This is a genomic window from Bradyrhizobium sp. Gha, assembly GCF_900113735.1.
Lineage (GTDB): Bacteria > Pseudomonadota > Alphaproteobacteria > Rhizobiales > Xanthobacteraceae > Bradyrhizobium.
Genome location: NZ_FOQM01000010.1, coordinates 82,231 through 99,151, shown reverse-complemented (window position 1 = coordinate 99,151; position 16,921 = coordinate 82,231). Strand labels below are relative to the sequence as shown.

Below are 16,921 nucleotides of genomic sequence, written 5' to 3'. Positions count from 1 at the left end.
ACGCCGTCAGATGCGCTCGCAGATCAGTCCGTCGTGACGGCGGTTTCCATGTCGGTCGGATCGATCTGCCGGCTCAGCCGCGCGTTGAGCTTGTCGCGATCGAGCTCGCCCTCCCACCACGCGACGATCACGCAGGCCACTCCGTTGCCGCAGAGATTGGTCAACGCGCGGCACTCGCTCATGAACTTGTCGATGCCGAGCACGATCGCCATGCCGGGCACGAGGCGCGGATCGACCACGGCCAGCGTCGCAGCCAGCGTGATGAAGCCCGCACCGGTGATGCCCGAGGCTCCCTTCGAGGTCAGCATCGCCACGACCAGGATCGTGAGCTGCTGGCTGAAGGTGAGATCGTAGCCGAGCGCCTGCGCGATGAAGAGCGTCGCCAGCGTCATGTAGATGTTGGTGCCGTCGAGGTTAAACGAATAGCCCGTGGGCACCACGAGGCCGACCACCGATTTGGAGCAGCCGAGCCGTTCCAGCTTCTCCATCAAGGTCGGCAGCGCGCTTTCCGATGACGAGGTGCCGAGCACGATCAGCAGCTCGTCCTTGATGTAGGCGAGGAATTTGAAGATCGAGAAACCGGCGACGCGCGCGATGATGCCGAGCACCACTAGGATGAACAACGCCGCCGTCAGGTAGAACGTCGCGATCAGGCCGATCAGATTGAGAATGGCGCCGGTGCCGAACTTGCCGATCGTGAAGGCCATCGCACCAAACGCGCCGAGTGGCGCGGCGCGCATCACGATCGAGATCACGCCGAACACCGCATGCGCGGCATCGTCGATGAAGCTGCGGATGACGTGGCCGCGCTCGCCGAGGCCCATGATGGCGAAGCCGAACAGCACCGAGAACAGCAGGACCTGAAGGATTTCGCCTTGGGCGAAAGCGCCGACCACGGTGTCGGGAATGATGTGCAGGATGAAGTCGACGCTCTTCTGGCCCTCGGCCTGCTTGGCATAGCCGGCGACGGCCTGCGCGTTGGCGGCGGCATTGCCGAAGCCTGCGCCCGGCTTCACCACGTTGCCGATGAGGAGGCCGATGACGAGCGCGAAAGTGGAGACGATTTCGAAATAGACCAGCGCCTTGACGCCGATCCGCCCGACCTTTTTGGCATCCTGGATGTGGGCGATGCCGGAGACCACGGTGCAGAAGATGATCGGAGCGATCACCATCTTGATCAGCTTGATGAAGCCGTCGCCAAGAGCCTTGATCCAGTCGTTGGTCGCGACCGACGGCCAGAACGCGCCAACGATCGCGCCGAGCACGATGGCGATCAGCACCTGGATGTAGAGAATTTTATACCACGGCTTGGCCGAAGCAGGTGCGGCCGGCGTGGCGGCCATCGTTGTCGTTGTCATTGTTTTACTCCCCCCTTAAAGCTCAGAGCCAGCCAAATTCAATTTGGCTGGCTCTGTCAATTGGAACATTCCGTGCTGTGAAATTTAAGCGGGGCGATCGATGATCCGACGCGCCGCCGGCATCAGCGCAGCCGCGAGCGTGTTCTTGATGATGGAGGCCAGGATGAAGGGCGCAACGCCGACCAGCCAGGCCTTACCCGCGCCGAGGTGGATGCCATAGGCCAGCCAGACGAAACCGCCGATGAAAATAACGGCATGGCCGACTGCCATCGCCACAAACAGTAGCCCGACATTGCGGTCCCAGCCGCGCTCGGCAAGCCAGCCGGTGACGAAGGCTGCAGCCACGAAGCCGTAGAGATAGCCGGCGGTTGGGCCAACCAGCGGCGCGATTCCACCAACCGGGCCGGCGAACACCGGCAGTCCCATCGCGCCTTCGGCGAGATAGGCAATCATGGTTGCGCTGCCAAGGCGCCAGCCATAAGCCGCGCCGATGACCAGCACGACCAACGTCTGCAACGTCATCGGCACGTAAGGCAGTGGCAAATTCACCTTTGCTGATAGCGCCATCATTGCGGTGCCAAGCGCGATCAGCACGACAGCACGCAAGGCGCTGACAGCTTCTGCTGGCCGCGTTGGCCACATCACTGCGGCAAGAGGAGAATGTGCGGCGGCGGACTGGACGGTTCGGTCAGACAAGATGAACTCCGGAAGTGTCGCGAAAACTGGCGGCTATTTAAGCCAGTGAGCGATCCGGTCAACTGCCTGGCGCATCTCCGCGGCCGAACGCGCATAGGAGAATCGGACGAAGGAGCGGCCGTGGATCGGATCGAAATCGACCCCGGGCGTCGCCGCAACGTGGGCCTTCTCCAGCATCTGCTTGGCGAAATCGAAGCTGTCGGACGTGAAATCCGAGACGTCGGCATAGAGGTAGAATGCGCCGTCCGCCGGCAGGAACTTGGCGAGGCCCGCCCTCGGCAATCCCTCGATCAGGATGCGCCGGTTTTCCTGATAGCCGTGCTTGATCTCCTCCATCTCGGCCGCACCGTCGAAGGCGGCCTCGGCCGCGATCTGCGACAGCGACGGCACCGAGATCGAGAGGTTCTGCTGCAGCCGCTCGATCGGACGCACCAGAATGTCAGGCACGACCATCCAGCCGACGCGCCAGCCCGTCATGCAAAAATATTTCGAGAACGAGTTGATCACGAGCGCATCGTTGGACAGTGCCGCTGCGGTCACGGCCGGAAACGCGTAATCGAGCCCGTGATAGATCTCGTCGGAGATGAAGCGGATGGCGGCATCCTCGGCGGCGGTGATGAGGCCGGCGAGCGCCTCCCGGGACATCATCGTTCCCGTCGGATTGGCGGGGCTGCCGACCAGCACGCCCTTCAGCGGCGCCTTGCGATGGGCAGCGAGCAGCGCCTCGCCAGTCAGCGCATGGCGCGTCTCGTTGGTGGTCTCGATCAGCACCGGCTCGCAACCGAGCGCGGTGAGGATGTGGCGGTACGGCGGATAGCCCGGCACCGTGACGGCGACGCGATCGCCGGGCTCGAACATCGACAGGAAGGCCAGGATGAAGCCGCCGGAAGAGCCGGTGGTCACCACGATCCTGTCGGGGCTGACGGTGCAGCCGTAGGCATCGCGGTAATGCCGCGCGATGCGCTCGCGCAAGCTCGGGATGCCGAGCGCCGAGGTGTAGTCGATCCGCGCCGTTGCGAGTGCCGCCTGCGCGGCCGCAATCGCCGTCTTCGGCGCGCCCGCGGCGGGCTGGCCGACCTCCATGTGGATGACATGGCCGCCATCAGCCTCGATCCGGGCGGCAGCCGCCATCACGTCCATCACCATGAACGGGGGAACATCACTGCGGCGGGACGGCTCGAGCCACTGCCCCGCCCGGTTCCTCAATGTCGCATCGTGCATCGATTTCTGCTATTTCGCTGGCGGCCCGGTCCGTCCGGTCCGCAAAACAGGGCGCTTGCGCCCCAGACTAGCCGCATTATACGGCTCATAAGGGCATAACGCGTATCCGGTCCGCCGCCAATCGCCAAAACCAAGCATAAGACTGCATTCCAAGCCCGTTTGATCCAGACCGTTTGATGTTGCTCCAGATCGCATTGCGCAAGAAGGCCTCGGCGCTGACCGCCATTGTCACGGCAGCGACCATGGTGCTGTCACCGTTCTCCGCGGCCCGGGCGCAAGAAGGCAAAGGGCCCCCGGTCCTGCGCGACACCGAAACCGAGCAGCTGTTGCGCGAATATACGCGCCCGATCCTGCGGGCTGCGGGTCTGGAGAAGCAGAACATCCAGATGGTGATCATCAACGACAGCTCGTTCAACGCGTTCGTCGCCGACGGCCGTCGCATCTTCGTCAATTACGGCGCGATCCTCCAGTCGGAGACGCCGAACCAGCTGATCGGCGTGCTGGCGCACGAGACCGGCCATCTGGCCGGCGGCCATCTGGCCAAGCTGCGCGAGCAGCTCGCCAGCGCCCAGACCCAGATGATCATCGCCATGCTGCTCGGTGCCGGCGCCATCGCGGCAGGTGCCAGCCGCGGCGGCAATAACGGCCTCGCCAATGCCGGCGCAGCCGCGATCGCCGGTCCGCAGGAGATGATCCGCCGTTCGCTGCTGTCCTACCAGCGCCAGCAGGAGGAGAACGCCGACCGCGCCGGCGTCAAATTCCTGACCGCCACCCAACAGTCGCCGAAGGGCATGTACGAGACCTTCAAGCGCTTCACCAGCGAGAGCCTGTTCGCCGCGCGGGGCGCCGATCCCTATCTGCAGTCGCACCCGATGCCCGCCGAGCGCGTCGCAGCGCTCCAGGAGTTCGCCAGCACCAGCCCCTATTGGGACAAGAAGGACGATCCCGCGCTTCAGCTTCGCCATGACATGGTGCGCGCCAAGATCTCGGCCTTCATGGAACGGCCCGAGACGGTGTACCGTCGCTATCCCCTCACCAATGACAGCCTGCCGGCGCGCTATGCCCGGGCGATCAGCACCTATCTGCATGGCGATTTGCGCAGCGCGCTGGCCCAAGTCGACGCGCTGATCGCAGTGCAGCCGAACAACCCGTATTTCTACGAGGTCAAGGGCCAGGCCCTGCTGGAGAGCGGCAAGCCGGCCGATGCGATCGCGCCCCTGCGCAAGGCTGTCGCGCTCTCGAGCAATGCGGCCCTCATCGAGATGTTACTTGGGCAGGCTCTGGTTGGAACCGATAATAAGGCCTACACGGACGATGCCATCAGGATTCTCCGTGCGGCGGTGGCACGCGAGCCCGAGGCGCCGATCGGCTACACCCAGCTCGCGATGGCCTATGGCCGGAAGGGAGACTATGCCGAGGCGGATCTCGCCTCCGCCCAGGCCGCTTACCTGCGCGGCGACAACAAGACCGCTCGCGAACTCGCCACGCGCGCGAAAACCCGTTTCGCCGTCGGCACGCCCGGATGGGTCAAGGCCGACGACATCGTGGCGTCGAAACCGCCGCGCAACTAGACTCAAGGCAAGTATCACTGCGCCTGATCACGACCGCCACTTTGACGTCACGACACCGGCTTAAGTCCGCCGGGACTTTTTCGAAACCTGCTCTGGATAAGAGGATTTGCCAATGCCTTCGCTGCGCCTGCTTGCTCCCGCGCTGTTTGCGCTCGCCATTTTCGGCGCAACGGGACCGGCTTCGGCCGAGACCTTCTCGGATGCCCAGCGCACCGATATCGAGGCGATCATCAAGAACTACCTCGTCACCCATCCCGAGGTGCTCGAGGAGGCCATGACCGAGCTCAGCAAGCGCCAGGCCGCGGCCGAGTCCGAGAAGCACGAGGCCAGCGTCGCGCAAAACTCCGATGCGATCTTCAACTCGCCGCGCCAGGTCGTGCTCGGCAACAAGGACGGAGACGTCACCTTCGTCGAGTTCTTCGATTACAATTGCGGCTACTGCAAGCGGGCAATGGGCGACATGCTCGACCTGCTGAAGTCCGATCCCAAGCTCAAGGTCGTGCTGAAGGAATTTCCGGTGCTGAGCCAGGGCTCGGTCGAGGCGGCGCAGGTCGCGGTCGCCGTGCGCATGCAGGATCCCTCCGGCAAGAAATATCTCGACTTCCACCAGAAGCTGCTCGGCGGCCGCGGTCCGGCCGACAAGGCGCGCGCCATGCAGGCCGCCAAGGAAGCCGGCCTCGACACTGCGAAGATCGAGAAGGACATCGCGAGCCCCGAGGTGCGCGCCACCATCGAGGAGAACTTCAAGCTCGCCGAAGCGATGGGCATGAACGGCACGCCGAGCTACGTGATCGGCAAGCAGATCGTCGTCGGCGCCGTCGGCCTCGAGGGCCTCAAGGAGAAGATCGGCGTCGCCCGCTGCGGCAAAGCGACCTGCTGATCAGACTTTTGCAATTCACAGACATAATGAGGGCCGGCTGAAAAGCCGGCCTTTTTCGTTGCCGAGCGCTGCAACAAATCCTGGCGCGAATCCGGCGCGGACGTTCATCCCCTATTTAGGAAACAAATACCGGGGAACAGCAGATGTTCCGGAACAACTCAAACCTCCTTTCGTTGATGGCGCGGGCAATGACGCAAAAGAAACACGTGAGGAGAATTCGATGTCTAATCGCTTTATGATCTCCGTTGCCGTACTCGCGCTCGTGGCGGGCACCGGATTGGCGAACGCACAGGGCACGATGAAGAACGAGAACGGCGGCGCTGGCGCGCAGCCGATGCAGCACTCGCAGTCGTCAGGCGGCGCCGCCGAGCGCGGCGGCTCGATGGGCAAGGAATCCACCCATGAGAAATCCACTCATGAGAAAGGTACCGTCGGCCAGGCTGGCAGCATGAAGTCCGGCACCTCGGCCGAGGAGAAGTCCTCGGGCGCGAGCAAGGACGAGCACTCCGGCCGTGAGATGAACAAGAACGCGGCCGAGGAGAAGTCCGGCGCCACCAAGGGCCAGCGCAGCGAGGAACGCGCGCAGGGTCAGCAGGATAAGTCCAAGAGCATGAGCCAGGACACCAGCAAGTCCGGCAAAGACCAGAACGACATGAAGGCTGAGGGCAGCAAGACCGGCGCCTCGACCAACAATGCGGAGAACCAGAAGGGCACCGAGACGCGCACCAACCAGAATGCGCAGGGCCAGAGCAGCACCAACACGACGGTCGGCCAGGCCGGCGCCGGCGCCAAGCTCTCGACCGAGCAGCGCACGCAGATCACCTCGGTGATCCGCGAGGAGCACGTGCGCCCGGTGACCAACGTGAACTTCTCGGTCGCGGTCGGCACCCGCATTCCGCGCGAGGGTATCGAGCTGCACGCCTTGCCGTCCCGGGTCGTGACGATCTATCCGGAATGGCGGACCTACAAGTACGTCCTGGTCAAGGACGAGATCGTGGTCATCAATCCGGACACCTATGAGATCGTGGCTGTCCTGAACACCTAAGGCGATAGCCAGCAAGCTCAGGGGCGGGCAGCGATGCCCGCCCCTTTGCGTTGGGCGACAGCCATGCTTTGCACTGGTTAACAAGCAATTTCCGTAGCTTCCGCACAGGTTTTTGCAGGCCGGATGAGGTACCTGAACCGGGCCGGGAGGCCCTTCAAGGCTTCCCCTCAGGCGCTTTGTTACCTATAACCCCCGCCACGCCGAAACACCTTTCCGGGACAGGAATGGCCGAACCAGCAACCGACACGATCCTCGTTCTCAATGGCCCAAACCTCAACATGTTGGGGACCCGCGAGCCCGAGAAGTATGGCCATGCCGCGCTGGCCGACGTCGAGGCACTTTGCCGGGAGACCGCGGCGAGCTTCGGCCTCAAGGCCGATTGCCGGCAGTCCAACCGTGAAGGCGAGCTGATCGATTTCATCCACGAGGCGCATGGGCGCAAGATGAAGGGCATCATCATCAACGCGGGCGGCTATTCGCACACCTCGATCGCGCTGCACGACGCATTGCTCGCGGTGCAGATCCCGACCGTCGAAGTGCATGTGACCAACATCCACGCCCGCGAGAGCTTCCGCCACCACTCCTACACCGCGCGCGCGGCCTTCGCCTCGCTCTGCGGTTTCGGCATCGAGGGCTATCGCCTTGCGATCCAGGGCCTTGCCGCCAAGCTCGGCATCAAGCCCAAAGCCTGACGCTCCTTCTTCACACAGAACATTCGGATCATAGAACATGGCGCGCCAGCCAGACGACAAAGCAGCAGCAAAGTTTTCCAGCGAGGATTCCGCGCTCGTCCGCGAGCTCGCTCTGCTGCTCGATGAGACCAGCCTCACCGAAATCGAGATCGAACGTGCCGGCCTGCGCCTGCGCGTCGCCCGCAACCTCAGCGTCGCGGCGACCATGCCGATGCCTGTCGCAGCTGCAGCGCCCGCGTTCGCTGCAGCGCCTGCCGCCGCGGCACCTGCAGCCGCCGCTGCGGACATCTCCAAACATCCGGGCGCCGTGACCTCGCCGATGGTCGGCACCGCTTATTGGTCGCCCGAGCCCGGTGCCAAGCCGTTCATCGAAGTCGGCTCGAAGGTCTCGATCGGCCAGACCCTCCTGATCATCGAAGCGATGAAGACCATGAACCAGATCCCCTCGCCGCGCGCGGGCACGGTGACGCAGATCCTCGTCGAAGACGGCCAGCCGGTCGAGTTCGGCGAGCCGCTGGTTATTATTGAGTGACGCGACTGGATAATAGCGCATAGCGAATGGCCTCGGCCATTCCTGCTCGCCATTCGCCACTCGCCATTCGCTGCAGGACAACATGTTCGACAAGATCCTCATAGCCAATCGCGGCGAGATCGCCCTTCGGATTCTGCGGGCCTGCAAGGAGCTCGGGATAGCGACTGTCGCCGTGCACTCCACCGCCGACGCCGACGCCATGCATGTGCGCCTGTCGGACGAGAGCGTCTGCATCGGGCCGCCACCGTCGAAGGACAGCTATCTCAACATCCCCGCGCTCCTCGCAGCTTGCGAGATCACCGGCGCGGATGCGGTGCATCCCGGCTACGGCTTCCTCTCGGAGAACGCGCGCTTCGCCGAGATTCTCGGCGAGCACAATCTGCAATTCATCGGCCCCAAGGCCGAGCACATCCGCCTGATGGGCGACAAGATCGAAGCCAAGAAGACCGCCAAGCGGCTCGGCATTCCCGTGGTGCCGGGCTCCGACGGCGCGGTCGGCCCCAACGACGACGCCATGGCCATCGCCAAGAAGATCGGCTTCCCGGTGCTGGTGAAAGCGGCTGCGGGCGGCGGTGGCCGCGGCATGAAGGTCGCGCAAACCGAGGCCGATCTCCAGATCGCGCTGTCGACGGCGGCCAATGAGGCGAAATCCGCTTTCGGCGACGCCTCCGTCTATCTGGAAAAATACCTGCAGAAGCCGCGCCACATCGAGATCCAAATCCTCGGCGACGGCCGCGGCGGCGCCATCCATCTCGGCGAGCGCGACTGCTCGCTGCAGCGCCGCCACCAGAAGGTCTGGGAGGAAGGCCCCTCGCCCGTGCTGACTGCGGCTGCGCGCGCCAAGATCGGCGAGACCTGCGCGAAGGCGATGCGCGAGATGAAATATCTCGGCGTCGGCACCATCGAGTTCCTGTTCGAGGATGGCGAGTTCTACTTCATCGAGATGAACACGCGCATCCAGGTGGAGCATCCCGTCACCGAGAGCATCACCGATATCGACCTCGTGCTGGAGCAGATCCGCATCGCTGCCGGCGGCGAACTGCCGGCCAGGCAGGACGAGATCCAGATCATCGGCCACGCCATCGAGTGCCGAATCAATGCGGAGAACCCGCAGACCTTCCGCCCTTCACCCGGCCGGATCTCGCAGTACCATCCGCCCGGCGGTCTCGGCGTGCGCATCGATTCCGCGGTCTATCAGGGTTACCAGATCCCGCCTTATTACGATTCGCTCGTCGGCAAGCTCATCGTCCACGGCAAGACCCGCGCCGAATGCCTGATGCGCTTGCGCCGTGCGCTGGACGAGATGGTGGTCGATGGCATCGAGACCACGCTGCCGCTGTTCCGCGAACTGGTGCGTCAGCCTTCGATCATTGACGGCGATTACCACATCCACTGGCTGGAGCAGCATCTCGCCGGCAAGACGGAGCCCTCCGGGAAATAATTCCGATCCCGTGGAACCCTTTGGCCCCAATCGCGTTCTCGACCGTTGGGATAGGGTCCAAGGGGGTATTTTGAACTCCGCGATGCGTAACGAGCCACGACCGTGACGGCTGGGGAACGGCGCCGGCGCGCAGTCTGGCAGATCCTGCTGTTCGCCGCGGGACTTCTGGTGCTGACCGTGATCAGTGCCGGATCGGTCTATCTCGTCAACAAGGCCCGGCAGGACAGCAAATGGGTGGTTCATACCCTTGAGGTGGAGAACCAGATCAACGCGTTGCTGCTCGAAATCCGGCGCGCCGAAAGCAGTGCGCGCGGCTTTCTCCTGACCCAGGGGACGGATTTTAAGGCGGACCACGACAAGGCCGTGGCCGCGATCATACCCGCGCTCGACAGGGCCACCCGTCTGATCGGCGATAATCCGGCCCAGCGCGACAACATCGAGAAACTGAGCGCGGCAATCGAAATCCGGCTTGGCCAATTCGCCCAGGAAATGGATTTCGTCCGACAGGGCCAGCCGGACAAGGCCGCGGCATTGGTTCGCGAGGCCGCTTCGGCCAATACCACCGCCGTCATCAGCACCGTCGCCGGCGCCATGATCCAGGAGGAGGAGCGCCTCTTCCGGCTTCGCTCGGAGAACGCCGACCACAGCCAGACGCTCGCCGCATCGATGACCGGAATCGGCTCGGGCCTCGTCGTGGTGCTGGCCCTGATTTCGATCTGGCTGGTGCGGCGCTCCACGCGCGCCCGTGACGAGGCCGAGACACGACTGCGGGACTCCAATCTCAATCTGGAGACCACCATCGACGAACGCACGGCAGACCTGCGCGAAGCCAACGACGAAATCCAGCGCTTTGCCTATATCGTCAGCCATGACCTGCGCTCGCCGCTGGTCAACATCATGGGCTTCACCAGCGAGCTCGAGGAATTGGGCAAGGACATCTTTCGACGGATCGGAGGGCTCACGGGCGTGCCGGCAGGCGGGCCGCCCGTCGATGTCGCCGACATCGCGCTCGACGGTCCGGACAAACAGCTGTCGGAGGATTTTTCCGAAGCGCTCGGCTTCATCAAATCCTCGATCGGGCGAATGGATCGGCTCATCTCGGCAATCCTCAACCTCACCCGCGAGGGGCGGCGTGAATTCCAGCCGGAGAAGATCCAAACGCGCGACTTCATCGAAGCCATTGTGTCCTCGCTAGCCCATCAGGCTGCCGAAGCGCAGGCCGAGATCCACATCGAACCGCTGCCTGAGATCGTCAGCGACCGTCTTGCGCTGGAGCAGATTTTCTCCAATCTGATCGACAACGCGATCAAGTATTTGAAGAGCGGCGTGCCCGGCGAGATCAGAATTCGCGGGCGCACCAAGCTCGGTTACGCTATCTTCGAAATCAGCGACAACGGCCGCGGCATTGACGCGAGGGATCATCAGCGGATTTTCGACCTGTTCCGGCGTGCGGGAACCCAGGACAAGCCTGGCCAGGGCATCGGTCTTGCCCACGTGCGTGCACTTGTGCGCCGCCTCGGCGGCACGATGTCGGTATCGTCAGAATTGAACGCAGGCAGCACCTTCACAATCACGCTGCCTATCGCCTGGAAGGTCAGCAACCGGAAGCCCGACAAATGACTCTGCCCGTCAGCATCATCATGATCGAGGACGACGATGGACACGCGCGCCTGATCGAGCGCAACATCCGCCGTTCGGGAGTGAACAACGAGATCATTTCGTTTTCCAACGGGACCGATGCGATGAAGCATTTGTTCGGGCCTGATGGCAGCGGGCTCGTGCAGAAGGGCAATGCGCTCCTGATCCTGCTCGATCTCAACCTGCCCGACATGACCGGGATCGATATCCTCAGGCAGATCAAGGAAAACAAATATCTCAAGGCTTCCCCCGTGGTGGTGCTGACCACGACCGACGACAGCCAGGAGATCAAGCGCTGCTACGAACTCGGCTGTAACGTCTACATCACCAAACCCGTCAATTACGAGAATTTCGCCAATGCCATCCGGCAACTCGGCCTGTTCTTCTCGGTCATCCAGGTCCCGCCTGCCGCCCCATGAACCAGCGCACGCCCACACTGCTCTACATCGATGACGATGGCGCGCTGGCGCGGCTGGTCGATCGTGGCCTGACGCGGCGCGGCTACAAGGTCATTCACGCCGCAAGCGGCGAGGAAGGCCTCGAGCGCATCCGCGACGCGAGCGCCAAGGGAGGCATCGATGTCGTGGCGCTTGATCAATACATGCCCGGTCTCGACGGAATCGAGACGCTCGAGCAGATCATGGCAATCCCGGGCGCCCCACCGGTGGTGTTCGTCACGGCCTCGCAGGATTCCAGCATCGCCGTCACCGCGCTGAAGGCGGGTGCGGCCGACTACCTGGTCAAGGACGTCAAGGGCGACTTCATCCCTCTGCTGCATGTCGCGGCCGAAGGCGCGCTGCGCCAGGCCGAATTGCAGCGGGCGCGCGAGGAGGCCGAGGCCGAGATCCACGCCTCGCGCGACCGCTATGCGGCGCTGGCCGCCGAACGCGAGCTCTTGCTGCGCGAGGTCAACCACCGCGTCGGCAATTCGCTCCAGATCATCGCCTCCCTGCTGCATCTGCAGGCGAGTTCCGCCACGCAGGACGAGGTCAAGGCCGCGCTGACCAACGCGATGGGTCGCGTCGCCGCCGTCGCACAGGTGCACCGCCGCCTCTACACCTCGCAGGACTTGAAGAGCGTCGTGCTCAACCAGTACCTGGACTCCTTGCTCGAGGATCTCAGGCGATCCGCCGAAGGCAACCGGATGTCGCGCCTGACGGTGAAGGCGGAGCCGATCGAGATCGATCCGGACCGCGCCGTTGCGGTCGGCATCATCGTCAACGAACTGGTGATGAACGCGGTGAAATACGCCTATCCCGACGGCGCCGGACCCATTCACGTCGAGCTGAGCTCGCAGGGCGAGGAGTTGCTGCTGTCGATCACCGACGACGGCGTCGGTGACAACGTCAAGGCCGACCCGCGTTCCACCGGCATGGGCCAACGCATCGTCGCGGCCATGGCCACCAAGCTCGATGCCACCGTCGAACGCGATCCCGACCACTCCGGAACCCGCATCATCCTTCGGTTCCTCCGCACGCCGACCGTGTCAGACAAGGCGAACACGGCCGCGGCGGGCTGATCCCCCCATCGCACGCTCGCCCCGATCCTGCTATCATTGCGCACCATGACTTCGCGCGACTCCGCCTCGTCTGAAATTACGCCGGCCGTGCTGCTGCGCGCCTATGCCTGCGGCATCTTCCCGATGGCCGAGAGCGCCGACGACCCGACCCTGTTCTGGGTCGAACCGGAAATGCGCGGCGTGATCCCGCTCGATGGCTTTCGCGTCGCCTCGCGACTTGCCCGCACCGTGCGCTCTGATGCGTTTCGCGTCACCGTCAACACTGCGTTCAAGGCGACCATCGCCGGCTGCGCCGCGCCGCAGGCAGGGCGCGAGGACACCTGGATCAACAAGCGCATCCGCGACCTCTATGGCGGCCTCTACGAGCTCGGCCATTGCCACAGCGTCGAGGCCTGGCAGGGCGACGACCTGGTCGGCGGCCTCTATGGCGTGAGCCTCGGGCGCGCCTTCTTCGGGGAGAGCATGTTCCACACCGTGCGCGACGCCTCGAAGGTGGCGCTGGTGCATCTGGTCGCGCGGTTGATCCATGGCGGCTTCGAGCTGCTCGACACGCAATATGTCACCGAGCACCTGAAGAGCTTTGGTGCGGCCGAGATTTCGCGACGGCGCTACACCGCGCTGCTCGACAAGGCGCTTGCCGGTGAGCCCGGCGATTTCCTGCGGCTGTCCAGTGGAGATGCGGTTCCAGGCACGCGCGCGCTCGAGATCATCGCCTCGCGGCAATAGGCAAACGACGATCTCAGTCCTTTGCAACAGGCTGGAGTTGCCAGAGCGTCGTGTAATTCATGACGGGTCGCTCGAACGTTGCGCCCTTGGCCACGAACTCCTTGCCCAAATCCAGCATCGGCTGGAAGTGGTCCAACTGCTTCGCGCTTTCCAGATCGACCCATACACTGACGTTCGTGAGTGACGAGGTGGTCTCGTCGTCGCCAGCATAAAAGTCGAGCAACCCGGGCATCGCTTCGACGCCGGGGCGAAGCACCTCGTCGGCATCGATCATCATTTGCCTGATATCGGCGAACCGATCCGGCGCGCATCTGATGATCGAGACTCTCACGACGGGTGGCATCGAAATTCTCCGTATCCTGCGCCCAGCTTGTATTGCTCCGACGATGGCCTCGCTTGCGTCAGCATGCGGCCAAACCCGGGGGATTTGGCCTAGCGGCCAAACCCGGGAATGCCGAACAGACCGGGCCGCTGCTCCGGCGGCGGAGGAGGTGGCGGCGGCGCCGGCTGCTGCTGCACCGGCGGCAATTGCTGCGGCCGCTGCACGGCCTGCTTCGGCGCGGCCCGCTTCTGCGCTGGAGGCGGCGGCGGTGCGGCCGGCTTGGTCGCGGGATCCGGCGCCGCTGTCGCAATGGTCTGCTGCGGCTCTTTGCAGTCAGTCAGCCAGATGTCGTAAATCGGATGCTCGACGCCATGCAGGCCGGGGCTCGCGGCAAACATCCAGCCGGAGAAGATCCGCTTCACCTCGCCCTGCAGGGTGATCTCGTCGACCTCTACGAACGCATCGGTATTGGCGGCTTCAGTCGCGGGCCGCGTATAGCAGGCGTCGGTCTTCACGCGGAGCGCGCCGAACTGCACGGTCTCGCCGATATCCTCGTCGAAATTGATGATGCGCCCGGTGATCTTGTCCAGGCCCGAGAAAGTGGCCTTCTTGTTCACGATCTTCTGGGCCGGCGGCTCGGTGACGACCTCGTCGCCGGGCTGGAGGCTTGCGGGCGCCTGCGGCACGGCACCTTGCTGGGGAGCGCCTTTCTGCTGGGGTTGACGCTGTCCGGGCTGAGCCGGCCCGCCCGGCGGCGCAACCGCGACGGCCGGCGGCTGGTTCTGCGGAGCCACGGTGGTGCCCGGTGGTGGGGCCAGCGGCTGGGTCTCGACCGGTCCGGGCATGACATTTCCCTGGCGAGCCGTCGGCGGCATCGGGCGAGAGGGCAGCACGCGGCCCTGCGGCGGCAGTTCCGGCACCTCTTCGTCGTCATCAGGGGTCGGCTGCGGCATCGGCTGCCCGCCACGGGGGATCGTCCCCGGCGGCCGCGGTGGCGGATCGGAGAAGATCGTGCCGATCTGCGCCTGGGCCGGCGTCGCAACCGTCAGCGCGGTAGCGGCCAGCAATGCCGCAAGGCCTGTCAGGGTAAAGCTTTTGAACATCTCGCGCGGCTTCAACAGCGAATCGGGCTTGTTGGACATTCTACAGGGGATACCGCCGCTCGCAGGCCCCCGGTTAACACGCCGAATACGGCGGGGAAAGGGCGGCATTCCGGCCCTGCCCGCCGCTGTCTGGCCAGACCGGCCCACGGATGAGATAGTCTAGGGGGATGATCTTCAGTCCCAGGGATCCCAACCAAAGCACCGGGCTGATAACGCCTTCCGCCGCATGTCGTCCGTCCTCCAAACCATCTTCGCCCTTCCGCTCCGCGGCCTGAGCTGGCTTGGCGGCCAGGGGACGCGCGCGGTGGCGTCCGTCGTGTTCATCGCGATGGCGGTGCCGCCGCTCGGTCTGCTGCTGCGGCCCTACATCACCGAGGCGATCCTGTGCCTGCTCTGCATCTCCTTCATGCGGGTCGATCTGGTGGCGCTGTACGGCCATCTGCGCCGGCCGGCGCTGGTGGCGACCGCCACGGCCTGGACCACCATCGGCGTGCCCGTCATCGTCGGGCTGACCGCACACGTCACGGGGCTCACCGATCACGCGCCCGGCCTGTCACTCGCCCTGATTCTCCAGAGCATGGCCTCGCCGATGATGGCAGCACCAGCGCTCGCAGCGCTGATGGGTCTCGATGCCACGCTGGTGCTGGTGACGCTGGTGACCGCGACCGCCGTCGTCCCCTTCACCGCATCGCTGTTTGCAGGCCTCTTCCTCGGCGGCATGCTGAGCATCTCGCCGCTCGCCCTGGGACTGAAGCTGCTCGGGATCCTCGCGACATCGCTGCTCGCGGCGACGTTCATCCGATGGGTCTTCGGCACCGACGCGATCCGGCGTCACAAGCAGCCGATCGACGGCCTCAATATCATCATTCTCCTGATCTTCGCATCCGCAATCATGGGCGACGTGGCGCACGATGTCGTCACAAATCCGCTCTTCACGATCAGCATCGCGGCGCTCGCCTTCGCGGCCTATTTCACGCTACTCGCCATCACGACCTTGCTGTTCCGCCGCATCGGCTATGAGCGGGCGCTGGCGCTCGCCCTGATGGTGTCGCAGCGCAACCTCGGCCTGATGCTCGCCGCGACCGCAGGTGCGCTGCCGCCCACCACCTGGCTCTATTTCGCGATGACGCAGTTTCCGATCCACCTTGCGCCCTACCTGCTGACGCCCATCGCGCGGCGGCTGACGGCGCACGGAAGCGCCGCCGCGGCGCCTCCGGGCCGCGTCACATAGGGTCTGCACATTGGTCCGCGCGGCCCGTAGGTCTCATGGATTGCGGAGCCTCTTTTTGTTGCACTCCGCCAAGATCCAGTCGCGAAAGGCCTTCATCGCCTGCGAAAGCCGTTTTGATTTCAGCGACGTCAGCCAATAGGATCCCAGAAAGACCCGGGCGCCGTAAGGGCAAACCAGCCGCTTGCGTGACAGATCGTCCGCAAACAACACGACCGGCAAGAGCGCAACACCCGCGCCTTGCGCCGCCGCATGCGCCAGCGAGACCGAGGAATCGAAGGTCGGGCCGGTCATCCGCGGTTGCCTGCATTTTGCCATCTCGAACCAGTGCGCCCATTCGCCCGGTCGGTACGACCGCAACAGCACTTCCTTGTGGAGGTCGACTGGACTTTTGAGGCGCCTGGCGACATCAGGCGCACACATCGGTGTGAAATGCGCATCGACCAGTCGCTCGGCATTCGTCCCGTGCCACGCGCCGTCGCCGAAGCGAATGGCGTAGTCCAGTCCCTCGCCGCCGAGATCCACACGGTTGTTGTTCGCAAAGATCCTGACGTCGATATGCGGATGGCCCGAGGTGAAGCTGCTAAGGCGCGGAAGCAGCCAGCCCGAGGCGAACGTGCCGACCACGCCGATCGCCAGACTCTCGCGCATGCGACCGTTCTCGAACCGATCCAGGACCTGACTGATCTGGCCGAAGGCGCTCGAGATGACAGGCTGCAGCGCCTCGCCTTCTTCCGTGAGAGCAAGCCCGCGGGTCAGCCGCTTGAAGAGCTTGACGCGCAGGCTCTCTTCCAAAGTGCGCACCTGCTGGCTCACGGCGGCCTGCGACACGCGAAGTTCGAGACCGGCCTTGGTGAAGCTGAGATGGCGCGCGGCCGCTTCGAATGAGCGAAGCGCGTTCAGGGGGAGACTCGAAATACTGGCAGGGCGACGGGCCAAGTCGGATCCC

17 protein-coding genes are annotated in these 16,921 nt (G+C 64.3%); 11 read left to right on the top strand and 6 right to left on the bottom strand.

The features are described from left to right. Positions 1–23: 23 nt before the first annotated feature. From BM222_RS15395 to BM222_RS15385, 3 genes are all read right to left on the bottom strand, one after another. The gene (locus BM222_RS15395; protein ID WP_092229076.1) at positions 24–1,358 is read right to left on the bottom strand and encodes a dicarboxylate/amino acid:cation symporter; all 1,335 of its coding nucleotides are present in this window, start codon (positions 1,356–1,358) and stop codon (positions 24–26) included. A gap of 84 nt (positions 1,359–1,442) precedes the next feature. Beyond that, on the bottom strand, positions 1,443–2,000 hold the full coding sequence (locus BM222_RS15390) for a biotin transporter BioY (RefSeq protein ID WP_092229075.1): 558 nt from the start codon (positions 1,998–2,000) through the stop codon (positions 1,443–1,445). Positions 2,001–2,087: 87 nt separating this feature from the next. Further along, positions 2,088–3,275 carry a pyridoxal phosphate-dependent aminotransferase gene (locus tag BM222_RS15385; protein ID WP_092229074.1) on the bottom strand — a complete coding sequence of 396 codons (1,188 nt, stop codon included), beginning with the start codon at positions 3,273–3,275 and terminating at the stop codon, positions 2,088–2,090. Between the two features lie 176 nt (positions 3,276–3,451). Between BM222_RS15385 and BM222_RS15380 the strand changes: the two genes are divergently transcribed. The 10 genes from BM222_RS15380 (at position 3,452) to aat (ending at position 13,319) form a co-directional block, all read left to right on the top strand. After that, positions 3,452–4,846, top strand: a complete 1,395-nt coding sequence (locus BM222_RS15380; RefSeq protein WP_092229073.1) for a M48 family metalloprotease — start codon at positions 3,452–3,454, stop codon at positions 4,844–4,846. 112 nt (positions 4,847–4,958) lie between these two features. After that, positions 4,959–5,726 carry a DsbA family protein gene (locus tag BM222_RS15375; protein ID WP_092229072.1) on the top strand — a complete coding sequence of 256 codons (768 nt, stop codon included), beginning with the start codon at positions 4,959–4,961 and terminating at the stop codon, positions 5,724–5,726. A 220-nt stretch (positions 5,727–5,946) separates the two neighbouring features. Continuing rightward, on the top strand, positions 5,947–6,771 hold the full coding sequence (locus BM222_RS15370) for a DUF1236 domain-containing protein (RefSeq protein ID WP_092229071.1): 825 nt from the start codon (positions 5,947–5,949) through the stop codon (positions 6,769–6,771). Positions 6,772–6,995: 224 nt separating this feature from the next. Next, complete coding sequence (gene aroQ / locus BM222_RS15365) at positions 6,996–7,463, top strand: type II 3-dehydroquinate dehydratase (protein ID WP_092229070.1); 468 nt, start codon at positions 6,996–6,998, stop codon at positions 7,461–7,463. Positions 7,464–7,500: 37 nt separating this feature from the next. Then, the gene (gene accB / locus BM222_RS15360; RefSeq protein ID WP_092229069.1) at positions 7,501–7,995 is read left to right on the top strand and encodes an acetyl-CoA carboxylase biotin carboxyl carrier protein; all 495 of its coding nucleotides are present in this window, start codon (positions 7,501–7,503) and stop codon (positions 7,993–7,995) included. A gap of 82 nt (positions 7,996–8,077) precedes the next feature. Next, positions 8,078–9,436, top strand: a complete 1,359-nt coding sequence (accC, locus tag BM222_RS15355) for an acetyl-CoA carboxylase biotin carboxylase subunit (RefSeq protein WP_092229068.1) — start codon at positions 8,078–8,080, stop codon at positions 9,434–9,436. Between the two features lie 102 nt (positions 9,437–9,538). Continuing rightward, positions 9,539–11,056 carry a sensor histidine kinase gene (locus BM222_RS15350; RefSeq protein WP_092229067.1) on the top strand — a complete coding sequence of 506 codons (1,518 nt, stop codon included), beginning with the start codon at positions 9,539–9,541 and terminating at the stop codon, positions 11,054–11,056. After that, positions 11,053–11,493 carry a response regulator gene (locus tag BM222_RS15345; protein ID WP_092229066.1) on the top strand — a complete coding sequence of 147 codons (441 nt, stop codon included), beginning with the start codon at positions 11,053–11,055 and terminating at the stop codon, positions 11,491–11,493. Before BM222_RS15350 ends, BM222_RS15345 begins: the two co-directional genes overlap by 4 nt. After that, complete coding sequence (locus BM222_RS15340; RefSeq protein ID WP_092229065.1) at positions 11,490–12,593, top strand: sensor histidine kinase; 1,104 nt, start codon at positions 11,490–11,492, stop codon at positions 12,591–12,593. Before BM222_RS15345 ends, BM222_RS15340 begins: the two co-directional genes overlap by 4 nt. A gap of 45 nt (positions 12,594–12,638) precedes the next feature. Beyond that, complete coding sequence (gene aat, locus BM222_RS15335) at positions 12,639–13,319, top strand: leucyl/phenylalanyl-tRNA--protein transferase (protein ID WP_092229064.1); 681 nt, start codon at positions 12,639–12,641, stop codon at positions 13,317–13,319. 13 nt (positions 13,320–13,332) lie between these two features. Here aat and BM222_RS15330 read toward each other — a convergent pair whose 3' ends face one another. After that, the gene (locus BM222_RS15330; RefSeq protein WP_244547141.1) at positions 13,333–13,596 is read right to left on the bottom strand and encodes a hypothetical protein; all 264 of its coding nucleotides are present in this window, start codon (positions 13,594–13,596) and stop codon (positions 13,333–13,335) included. A gap of 155 nt (positions 13,597–13,751) precedes the next feature. Continuing rightward, positions 13,752–14,783 carry a DUF2155 domain-containing protein gene (locus tag BM222_RS15325; protein WP_177243238.1) on the bottom strand — a complete coding sequence of 344 codons (1,032 nt, stop codon included), beginning with the start codon at positions 14,781–14,783 and terminating at the stop codon, positions 13,752–13,754. A 187-nt stretch (positions 14,784–14,970) separates the two neighbouring features. On the opposite strand from BM222_RS15325, the gene BM222_RS15320 reads away from it, so the two are divergent. Continuing rightward, on the top strand, positions 14,971–15,975 hold the full coding sequence (locus tag BM222_RS15320; RefSeq protein ID WP_092229061.1) for a Na+-dependent transporter: 1,005 nt from the start codon (positions 14,971–14,973) through the stop codon (positions 15,973–15,975). A 33-nt stretch (positions 15,976–16,008) separates the two neighbouring features. Here BM222_RS15320 and BM222_RS15315 read toward each other — a convergent pair whose 3' ends face one another. Further along, on the bottom strand, positions 16,009–16,911 hold the full coding sequence (locus BM222_RS15315; RefSeq protein WP_210188504.1) for a LysR family transcriptional regulator: 903 nt from the start codon (positions 16,909–16,911) through the stop codon (positions 16,009–16,011). Positions 16,912–16,921 lie beyond the last annotated feature (10 nt).

What these genes read in the sequence shown, in the direction of transcription:
- BM222_RS15395 (WP_092229076.1), bottom strand. Translation starts at nt 1,358, where the DNA reads ATGACAACGACAACGATGGCCGCCACGCCGGCCGCACCTGCTTCGGCC.
- BM222_RS15390 (WP_092229075.1), bottom strand. Translation starts at nt 2,000, where the DNA reads ATGTGGCCAACGCGGCCAGCAGAAGCTGTCAGCGCCTTGCGTGCTGTC.
- BM222_RS15385 (WP_092229074.1), bottom strand. Translation starts at nt 3,275, where the DNA reads ATGCACGATGCGACATTGAGGAACCGGGCGGGGCAGTGGCTCGAGCCG.
- BM222_RS15380 (WP_092229073.1), top strand. Translation starts at nt 3,452, where the DNA reads ATGTTGCTCCAGATCGCATTGCGCAAGAAGGCCTCGGCGCTGACCGCC.
- BM222_RS15375 (WP_092229072.1), top strand. Translation starts at nt 4,959, where the DNA reads ATGCCTTCGCTGCGCCTGCTTGCTCCCGCGCTGTTTGCGCTCGCCATT.
- BM222_RS15370 (WP_092229071.1), top strand. Translation starts at nt 5,947, where the DNA reads ATGTCTAATCGCTTTATGATCTCCGTTGCCGTACTCGCGCTCGTGGCG.
- aroQ (WP_092229070.1), top strand. Translation starts at nt 6,996, where the DNA reads ATGGCCGAACCAGCAACCGACACGATCCTCGTTCTCAATGGCCCAAAC.
- accB (WP_092229069.1), top strand. Translation starts at nt 7,501, where the DNA reads ATGGCGCGCCAGCCAGACGACAAAGCAGCAGCAAAGTTTTCCAGCGAG.
- accC (WP_092229068.1), top strand. Translation starts at nt 8,078, where the DNA reads ATGTTCGACAAGATCCTCATAGCCAATCGCGGCGAGATCGCCCTTCGG.
- BM222_RS15345 (WP_092229066.1), top strand. Translation starts at nt 11,053, where the DNA reads ATGACTCTGCCCGTCAGCATCATCATGATCGAGGACGACGATGGACAC.
- BM222_RS15340 (WP_092229065.1), top strand. Translation starts at nt 11,490, where the DNA reads ATGAACCAGCGCACGCCCACACTGCTCTACATCGATGACGATGGCGCG.
- aat (WP_092229064.1), top strand. Translation starts at nt 12,639, where the DNA reads ATGACTTCGCGCGACTCCGCCTCGTCTGAAATTACGCCGGCCGTGCTG.
- BM222_RS15330 (WP_244547141.1), bottom strand. Translation starts at nt 13,596, where the DNA reads ATGATGATCGATGCCGACGAGGTGCTTCGCCCCGGCGTCGAAGCGATG.
- BM222_RS15325 (WP_177243238.1), bottom strand. Translation starts at nt 14,783, where the DNA reads ATGTCCAACAAGCCCGATTCGCTGTTGAAGCCGCGCGAGATGTTCAAA.
- BM222_RS15320 (WP_092229061.1), top strand. Translation starts at nt 14,971, where the DNA reads ATGTCGTCCGTCCTCCAAACCATCTTCGCCCTTCCGCTCCGCGGCCTG.